Origin of the sequence: Paraconexibacter sp. (genome assembly GCF_041602235.1) — a bacterium.
Classification (GTDB): Bacteria; Actinomycetota; Thermoleophilia; order Solirubrobacterales; family Solirubrobacteraceae; genus Paraconexibacter.
Genome location: NZ_JBFIGP010000157.1, coordinates 1 through 8,849 on the forward strand (window position 1 = coordinate 1; position 8,849 = coordinate 8,849).

6 protein-coding genes are annotated in these 8,849 nt (G+C 72.4%); 2 read left to right on the top strand and 4 right to left on the bottom strand.

Going from position 1 to position 8,849, the window contains the following annotated elements; translation table 11 throughout:
* The first annotated feature begins 70 nt into the window (after window positions 1-70).
* On the top strand, window positions 71-1,159 hold the full coding sequence (locus tag ABYE80_RS12950; RefSeq protein ID WP_372790700.1) for a S8 family peptidase: 1,089 nt from the start codon (window positions 71-73) through the stop codon (window positions 1,157-1,159).
* A gap of 18 nt (window positions 1,160-1,177) precedes the next feature.
* On the opposite strand, the gene ABYE80_RS12955 is transcribed toward ABYE80_RS12950, so the two are convergent.
* The 4 genes from ABYE80_RS12955 to ABYE80_RS12970 all read right to left on the bottom strand — a co-directional run bounded on the left by ABYE80_RS12955 (window position 1,178) and on the right by ABYE80_RS12970 (window position 8,307).
* Window positions 1,178-2,821, bottom strand: coding sequence for an alkaline phosphatase (locus ABYE80_RS12955; RefSeq protein WP_372790701.1), 1,644 nt, complete (start codon window positions 2,819-2,821; stop codon window positions 1,178-1,180).
* 135 nt (window positions 2,822-2,956) lie between these two features.
* Window positions 2,957-5,461, bottom strand: a complete 2,505-nt coding sequence (locus ABYE80_RS12960; RefSeq protein ID WP_372790702.1) for a TIM-barrel domain-containing protein — start codon at window positions 5,459-5,461, stop codon at window positions 2,957-2,959.
* 143 nt (window positions 5,462-5,604) lie between these two features.
* Window positions 5,605-7,170 (bottom strand): acyl-CoA carboxylase subunit beta, encoded by a 1,566-nt coding sequence (locus ABYE80_RS12965; RefSeq protein WP_372790703.1) that lies wholly within the window; start codon window positions 7,168-7,170, stop codon window positions 5,605-5,607.
* Between the two features lie 96 nt (window positions 7,171-7,266).
* Window positions 7,267-8,307, bottom strand: coding sequence for a hypothetical protein (locus tag ABYE80_RS12970; RefSeq protein ID WP_372790704.1), 1,041 nt, complete (start codon window positions 8,305-8,307; stop codon window positions 7,267-7,269).
* Window positions 8,308-8,436: 129 nt separating this feature from the next.
* Between ABYE80_RS12970 and ABYE80_RS12975 the strand changes: the two genes are divergently transcribed.
* Window positions 8,437-8,727, top strand: coding sequence for a hypothetical protein (locus tag ABYE80_RS12975; protein WP_372790705.1), 291 nt, complete (start codon window positions 8,437-8,439; stop codon window positions 8,725-8,727).
* Window positions 8,728-8,849: the final 122 nt, after the last annotated feature.

Genomic DNA, 8,849 nt, shown 5'->3' on the forward strand with positions numbered 1-8,849 from the left:
GTGATGTCCGACGGGACGACCATCCGTCTCGGGGATCGAGGAACACGCCCCCGACGGTCAGGGTCTTGGTGTGTCGTTTCTCCTCGACACCCAAGGTGGGCCAGACGGCCCTCGGTCCGCGACATCCGCGTACCACCGGGCGTCACGTCCGCTGCGACCGGTCGCGCTCGCGGTCCTCATCGCGGTCGCGCTACTGGGCCTCGTGGCGGAGGCCGGAGCGGCGAGCCGCTACGGGTCGGCGTGGGCCCTGCGGTCCGCCGGGGTGCCCAAGACCGTGTCGCCCGTTCCGCAAGGTCCCGTGGTCGCGGTGGTGGACAGCGGTGTGGATCTGGGGCACCCGGCGTTGGCGGATGCGCTGTGGCAGAACCCCGGCGAGGTGGTCAACGGGCTGGACGACGACGGCAACGGCTTCGTCGACGACGTCCACGGGGTCAACCTGGTGGAGCCGGGTGCGCCGGTCGACGACCGCTCGGGGCACGGCACCGCGGTCGCCGGCATCCTCGCCGCCAAGCCACGGTGGAAGCGACGCTCGGGTGTCGCGCCCCACGCGCGGATCATGGCCGTCAAGGTCCTGGGCGACCACATGGACGGCACGACCGCCGACGTCGCGCGCGGCATGCGCTACGCGCTGCAGGAGGGCGCGCAGATCATCAACGTCAGCCTGACGACGCCGGACGACGATCCCGCTATCGAGCGCGTCCTGCGCGAGGCGGGCGCTCGCGGGGTGCTCGTCGTCGCCGCGGCAGGCAACTCCGGCGCGGACCTCGGGTCCGACAAGCTCTTCCCGGCGGCCTACCACCTGCCGACCATGCTCACGGTCGGTGCGACGGACCGCTACGGCTCGTTGATCGAAGCCTCCGCCTACGGCGATCTCGTCGACCTCGCGGCACCCGGCCTGAGCGTCCCGTCGATCCGGCCTCGAGCGCGGGTGCGGTCGTTCACGGGCACGAGCGCCGCGACGCCGTTCGTCGCGGGCGGCGCCGCGCTGCTCTGGGCCCGCCGTCCGAACGCCACGCTGGCGCAGGTCCGGCGCGCCCTGCTTCGTGGGGGTCGGCGCGGGGCGGATCTGCGCGACCAGGTCCGGTTCGGCGGACTCGACGTCCGCCGCGCCATGCGGTCGCTGGACCGCACGCTCCGCGCGAGCGCGCGGGCACGCTGACCCGCCGGCGCCGCCGACCTACGCCGCCGGCGGTCCGTTGACGCCCTTGATCGACTGCTGGCCGCGCTGCACGCGATAGCGCCACCCGGCGCTCGGCAGGGTCCGGCGGGAGCGCTGCTTGATCGTCTCCACGCGGACCATCTGGACGTCGAAGGCGCTCGGGGTGGCAACGACCTTCGCGAAGCCGTGGTGGTCGAAGTCCGCCTGGTCGACCCACGGGTTCACGCCGCGCAGGGCCTCGATGATGCCCGGGTCGGTGTTCGGGTTCGCGTCGTTGCCCGGCAGGATGACCCCTCCGCCCGCGTCGAGGGTCGTCTCGCCCAGCGACTGCGAGGTCATCGAGCCGCCGACGAACTCCAGCGCGACGGTCTCGCCGTCCCCGAGGTCGGTGCGCACGTCGCCCGCGATGAACGTGTGGAGGTCGCCGGTGATGAACACCGTGTCCTTGATGCCGCGATCGCGCAGGAAGGCCAGGAGCTCCTCGCGCTCCCGGGGGTACCCGGTCCACGTGTCGTACGTGTAGTTGGCGCCGCCGAGGACGCGCGTCGGCATGATCGGGACCTCGTTGGCCAGCACCTTCCACGCCGCCTTGGAGGCGGCGAGCTTGCCCTTGACGTAGTTCATCTGCCGCCGACCGAGGAAGTCGCGCGGCGCGTCGTACCCGTCACACGGGGGCACGACGGCGTCGCGGCACGGCTGGTTCTCCCGGTAGCTGCGCTGGTCCATGACGATGAGGTCCACGACGTTGCCGAACCGCAGCGACCGGAAGAGGCGCTGGCGGTTCTTGCCCGCGAAGGCCGGCATGCTCTCGAAGAACGCGCGGTTCGCCACCTTCTTGCGATGCGGGCCGAAGCGCTTGCTGGGGCCGAGACCGCCGTACCGCTCCGCGCCGGCGTAGTTGTCCTGCACCTCGTGGTCGTCCCAGAGCATGACCATCGGGAACTCCGCGTGGACCGCGCGCAAGGCCGGGTCCGACCGGTACAGCGAGTACTTCTTGCGGTAGTCCGAGAGCGTCCGCGCCTCGCGGACGATGCTCTTGTTCGGCCCGCTGCGACCGATGCGGTCATCGCGGACGGCGGTCTTCGTCCCCTTCACCGAGTGGTAGGTCTCGGAGTAGATGTAGTCGCCGAGGCAGACCACGAAGTCGTAGTCCCCGGCGGCCATGACCTCGTGGGCGTTGTAGTAGCCGTGCGTGTAGTCCTGGCAGGAGAAGAACGCGAACCGCACCGGCTGGTTGGAGCCCGGCGGAAGCGCCGTACGGATCTTCCCCACCCGCGATTCGCCGGTCCGCGTGCTGAAGCGGTAGTAGTACTCCTCGTAGGGGTCGAGCTTCGTGACCCGTGCCTTGACCGCGTGGTTGACGAGGCCGCGCGTGGCGATCTGCTTGCGCTGGACGACCCGCCTGAACGCCCGGTCGCGAGCGATCTCGAGCTCGACGCGGCCCGCGCCCTCGACGCCGTTGACGCGCGTCCACAGCGTGATGCCGGTCGGCGTGGGGTCGCCGGACATGACGCCGTCGCTGAAGCGCCCGCCCCGGAACATCGGGGCCCGTCTGGCGCTCGCCAGGCCGAGGGCGAAGGACTGCGGAGCGAGCACGACGGCGCCCGCGCCGGCCGCTGCTCCGGAAACGAAGCGCCGGCGGGTGATCGGCGACTGGGACATGGGGGATGCCTCCTGCAGTGGGACGGAACCTGGGTGGGAACAGCGACGCTACCCGCTGCGACACCGGTCGTGTGACGGAGACGCGGTGCTCGACGGATGTGCGAGGCCGGACGCGCCGTCCCGGCGCGCCCGCGTTCAGCAGTTCCGCAGGACCTGCAGCCGCGCGTTGCGCGCCGTCAGCCGGACGCGGAGCACGCCCGTCTTCTCGTCGTAGGACCACGACTTGCGCTTCAGCGGGACCCGTCCGGTCCGGCCCCCGAGGATGCGGCATGGCGTGAACGCCCCGTCGCGCAGGGTCGACAGCGTCGCCTGGACCTCGACCTTGCGCGTGCGTCCCTGGCGGAGCCTGAGGACCCAGCCGCGGCGCGTGTCGGCGCTGGTGGCGGTGTCCCGGCGGTCCGGGCCGATCGACGTGGTGCGCGTGCCTCGCGGCCACGCCAGCAGGCGCAGGCGGGTCTTGCGGTCGGCGAGGCGCACGGTGGCGCCCTTGCCGTAGGCGGTCAGGGTCTCGACCGACGGATCGAGCAGCGGGAGCACCGCGCCCGCCCGGACGAACAGCGGCAGCTCGTCGAGCGGCGCCTGCACCGCGACCTCGGTGCGGCCCTCCAGCAGCTTCGGCTTGGAGAGCTGCGGGGCGACCTGGTCGTCGAGGTCGACGGAGCGCCACCACTCGACCCAGTCGCCCTGCGGCAGGTAGGCGCGGCGGCTCGTCGCGCCCTTGGTGATGACCGGCGCGACGAGCAGGTCGTCACCGAGCAGGTACTGGTCCTCGCGGCCGGTCGCCCGGGCGTCGTCCGGGTAGGCGAGCACGAGGTGTCGCATGAGCGGCAGGCCGGTGCGGTCGTAGTCCCGCTGCGCCGACGCGAGGTACGGGTACAGCTGCGTGCGCAGCCGTGCGTAGCGACGCCAGATCGGCAGCGTGTCCTTGTCGAAGATCTGCGCGCGCTTGCGGCTCTGGAGATCGAACCCGTTGGCCTGGGTGCGCATCACGCCGCTGGCGAAGCCCACCTCGATCCACCGCGCGAGCAGCTCGGGCGTCGTCTGGGGCGCGCTCAGCGCGAAGAACCCGCCGATGTCCGATCCCCACAGCGAGACGCCGCTGAGGCCCATGCTCACGCCGCTCTGGACGGTCGACCGCAGGCCGTCGAAGCCCCAGTCGGTGGTCGGGTCCCCGCCCCACACGATCTGGCTCTCCTTCGCGCTGCCGGTCCAGCCCGAGCGGTTGAAGCGCGCGAGCGGTCGCTTCGTCCGCGTCCTCGCGTAGAGCCGGGCGGCTGCGTGGTACTGACGCACGTACGCGTTGTGGCCCGCCTCGCCGGTCCCGCCGTCGTGCGCGACCGCGTCCAGCGGCGTGTACTCGCCGAAGTCCTCCATCCAGCCGTCGTGACCGTCCTCGACGGCTTCCTCGAGCAGGTCGCCGTAGAACGCGGGGCCGTCGGGATGCGTGAAGTCGACCTGGCCGACCTTGAAGCGATCGGAACCCTGGTAGTCGTAGATGTAGTCGCTGCCGTCGGCGCGCTTGGTCAGCACGCCCCGCTTCACGGCCTCGTCGAACCGCTCACCGTAGGACTCGCACACCATCGGGTTGAAGTACGTGGTGACCGCGAGTCCGGCCGCGTGGAAGCGCGCGTTGCGGTCCCGCTCGCGGTGGCGCTTGCCGCGCTGGTCACCGCACGGGAGGTAGTGCGTGTAGGTCTGCAGCACCGACCCGGCCGCGCCCACCGCTCGGAGCTGCTCGAGGTTGGCGTAGGCGTCGCCCTTCGCCTGCCACCAGGGACCGAAGAAGAATGGCGCGGCGGCCGGGGGTTGACGGCCGACGTGCGCGGTGAAGCGCTCCAGCGCCTTGGCCGGGGTCGGGCCGGCGACGACCAGCAGGCGCATCTCCGTGGCGTTGACCGCGACCGACCACGCGCCCTCGTCGTCGTTCGCCAGCCGGAAGGTGGAGGTCTCGTCGTTCTCGACCAGCGCGCCGATGCCGCGGCTCGAGAGCAGCCACGGGATCGGGAAGTACGTGGCGTCCGCGCGCGGGCGGTATCCCGGCCCCGGCACGAACACCTGGATGAACGGATCCTCGATCGGCTGGTAGGGGCCGTCGGCGACGTAGTTCTCGACCTCGTTGCCCCGCTGGTCGATCGCGTTGGCGCGCTCGCCGAAGCCGAGGTGGTGCTCCCCGGCCGGAGCGACGAACGAGCCGCCGACCGCCTGGACGTCGGAGACCTCGCCCCCCGCGACCCGGGCCGTGAGGCGGACGAGGCCGTCGCCCGCTGGGGCGATCCGCACCGTGAGCGTGCGACCGCCGGGGTCCGTCGTGGCGAGGGTCGCCGTGAACGCGTCGCCGTCGCGGGCCTGGTCGATGATCCGGGTCGCGCGTCGCCATCCGCCGCTCGTGCGGAAGCCGAGAGCGCCCACGGGGCCGGCGGTCGTGCCCGGGGCCGAGTCGAGCGGGGACTGCGGTGCGGGTCCGTCGAAGCGCACGGACCACGGGTCGGCCGTGACCGAGGCCCTGAGCGTGCCCGCGTCGGCGGCGGCGGTCTGGTCGGCCAGGGCGGGGGCGGAGGGCACGATCACGCCGAGCCCGGTGACGAGCGCGGCGAGCGCGACGCCACCCGCCCGCGTCCTCTTCCAAACGGTCACGTTCACGCGGCGGATGGTGCCAGAAGCGCGCGAGGACGGTGCCGGTCGCGGGAGGCGCGGGCGGCCGGGCCGGCGGCGCAACTCGGACGCGGCGCCGCGCCGCGGTGGCCGTGCAGGTCGAGTGCGGGTTGGCGACGCCCCCCGCGCGCCTACAGCGGGATGTTGCCGTGCTTGCGCTGCGGGCCCGGGTCGCGCTTGGTCGAGAGGGTCTCGAGCGCGGTGATCAGCTTGGGGCGGGTCTCGTGAGGGACGATCACGTCGTCGATGTAGCCGCGCTCGGCCGCCGAGTAGGGGTTGGCGAAGCGGGCCTTGTAGTCGTCCATCAGGGCCTGCCGCCGCTCGTCCGGGGTCGGCGAGCCGGCGATGTCCCGCCGGTAGATGATGTTGACGGCGCCCTCCGCGCCCATGACCGCGACCTCGGCGGTCGGCCACGCGAAGTTGAAGTCGGCGAGCAGGTGCTTGGACGCCATGACGTCGTAGGCGCCGCCGTAGGCCTTGCGCGTGATGACCGTGATCTTCGGGACGGTCGCCTCGGTGAACGCGTAGAGCAGCTTGGCGCCGTGGCGGATGATGCCGCCCCACTCCTGCGTGGTGCCCGGCAGGAAGCCCGGCACGTCCGTGAACGTGATGATCGGGATGTTGAACGCGTCGCACGTGCGCACGAAGCGCGCGGCCTTCGCCGAGGCGTCGATGTCCAGGACGCCGGCCAGCGCCGCGGGCTGGTTGCCGACGATGCCGACCGCGTGCCCGTTCAGGCGCGAGAAGCCCATGATGATGTTCTTCGCGAAGTGCTCCTGCACCTCGAAGAACTCGCCGTCGTCGACGATGAGCTTGATGACGTTGCGCATGTCGTACGGCTTGTTCGGGTTGTCCGGCACGACGTGGTCGAGCTCCGGATCCATGCGGTCCGGGTCGTCGGTCGGCTGGACGCGCGGCGGCGTCTCGAGGTTGTTCTGCGGCAGGAAGGAGAAGAGGAAGCGCGTCTCCTCCAGCGCGTGGTCCTCGTCCTCGAACGCGAAGTGCGCCACGCCGGACTTGGAGTTGTGCGCCATCGCGCCGCCGAGCTCCTCGAAGCCGACCTCCTCGCCGGTCACCGACTTGATGACGTCGGGGCCGGTGATGAACATGTGCGAGGTCTCCTTGACCATCAGGATGAAGTCCGTGATGGCCGGGGAGTAGACGGCGCCGCCCGCGCACGGGCCCATGATCAGGGAGATCTGCGGGATGACGCCGGAGCACTTGACGTTGCGCACGAACACGTCGCCGTAGGCGCCGAGCGACACGACGCCCTCCTGGATGCGCGCGCCACCCGAGTCGTTGATGCCGATCACGGGGCAGCCGATCTTGGCCGCGAGATCCATGATCTTGCACATCTTCTCGCCCATGACCTCGCCGAGCGAGCCACCGAACACGGTGAAGTCCTGGGAGAAGACGCAGACGCGGCGACCGTCGATCGTGCCGTGCCCGGTGACCACCGCGTCGGACCACGGACGCACCTTCTGCATCTCGAAGTCATAGGTGCGGTGGCGGACGAAGGTGTCCACCTCCTGGAAGGACCCCGGATCGAGGAGCTTCTCGATCCGCTCCCGCGCGGTGTACTTGCCCTTCGCGTGCTGCTTCTCGACGGCCGGCCCCTCGGCGTGGATCGCCTCGGCGCGCAGCTCCTGCAGCTGGGCGAGCTTCTCTTCGAACGTCTCCGGTGGCTTCTTGCGCATAGCGGCGCCGGAGTCTAGTGCGCCTCGGTCCGGCGCAGCCTGTACGTCACACGGGCATCGCGCGCCGCGGGTGCGACGCGGGGCCCGCCGCGCGGTTCAGGAGCGCGAGAACGGCCGGTGGTGCGCCGCGCCGAGGTCGTCGAGGACGACCGTGAGGATCTCGGTCGCGCGCTCGGTGTCGAGTGGCTCCGGAGCGGGCTCCTCGTCCGCGGCGGCCTCGGCGGTGGCCTCGGGGCCTGCGCTCGCGTTGGCGTCCGGCTCGACGGTCGGCTCGGCCGGCTCCGCGGCGGGAGCGGGCGGCTCGACCTGCGCCGTGGACGCCTCGGAAGCGCGTTCCTCGGGCTCGACGGGGGGAGCGGGTGCGTCGGCCACCACGTCGGCCGGCGGGGCAGGCTCGACGGGGGGCGCCGCGGCTGCGCTGTGGGTCTCGTCGTGGACCGTCGGAGCGGCCGCGGGAACGACCGGCGCCAGGACCTCACGAACGGCGGGGGCGACGGGCGCGGAGGGCCGGACGGCTTCCGCGGCCGGGGTCGCCACGACGGGAGCGGGCTTGCGGCCGAACAGGCGCGCCAGGAACCCCCGCTTCGGGGGGGTCGACGGCGCAGGCTCGGCGGGGACCCTCGGGGCCGCAGCCTCCTCGACCGTCGCGAGCGGGGCGACGGGCCCTGCGACCAGCTGCTCGGTGGCGACGGGTTCTGCGACCTCGGGGGCGACCTCAGGGGCGACCTCAGGGGCGACCTCAGGGGCGACCTCGGCGGCTTCCGGCGCAGCGGGCGGTCCCACCTCGGCGGCAGCGGGCGCGACGGCCTCGTCGGCCGCCGGTAGGGCCTCCGGGCCGGTCTCCGGGACGGCCTCCGGCACCGGCGTCGCGACCGCGACCGGGGCCTCGGGAACCGGCACTGCGACCGCGGCATCGTCTGCCGCGGCCCTGTCCGCCACCGGTTCGGCGGTCAGGGTGACCTTGGTCCCCCAGCCCGACGCCTCGATCTCCACCGTGCCGCGTGCGCGGTCGCCCTCCCAGGCTACGGTGGTCTCGGGCTTGGTCCGGGTGATGCGGATCTCGCCGAACGCGCCCAGATGTCGGGCGAGCGACTCCGCGTCGCTGATCTCCGCCCACAGTTCGGGCGGGCTCTTCACCAGGGTTCGCTTGACGGTCGCTTCGGGCATCGCACGTCGGGTTTCCACCACGGACGTCGGGTTCCTTCCAAGCCGGTGCGGTTACGGAGCCTGAACGGCCCGTTGCGTCACGTGCGTAGCATCTGGCACATGTCGACCCGCAAACGGGCGTTCCTGCTGGCGATCGGGCTCGCGGGCGCCGTGGCTGCGCTGAGCGGCGCACTGCTCGCAGGCTGCGTGGCGATCGGCTTCGCGGTGGAGGCCTACGTGGTGTGCCACGCGTACTGCGCCCCTGCGACCGGGAGCGGTCCGTCCGCGGACGACGAGCCGGGTGGCGGGGATGACGACGGCGGCTGGCGGCCACCCGACGCGCCCCCGGATCCGTGGCCGCCGATGGACCCCGCGGCTCGCGACGTGCGCCGCGAGCCGGTCGCCCTCTGACCGGGGGGCGCCGCGAGCGCCCCGCGTGGGTCAGAACTTCGGCTGGTACTTCCCGAAGACGTCCTGCATCGCCCCGCAGACCTCGCCCATCGAGGCGCGGTCGCGCAGCGCCTCGCGGATGA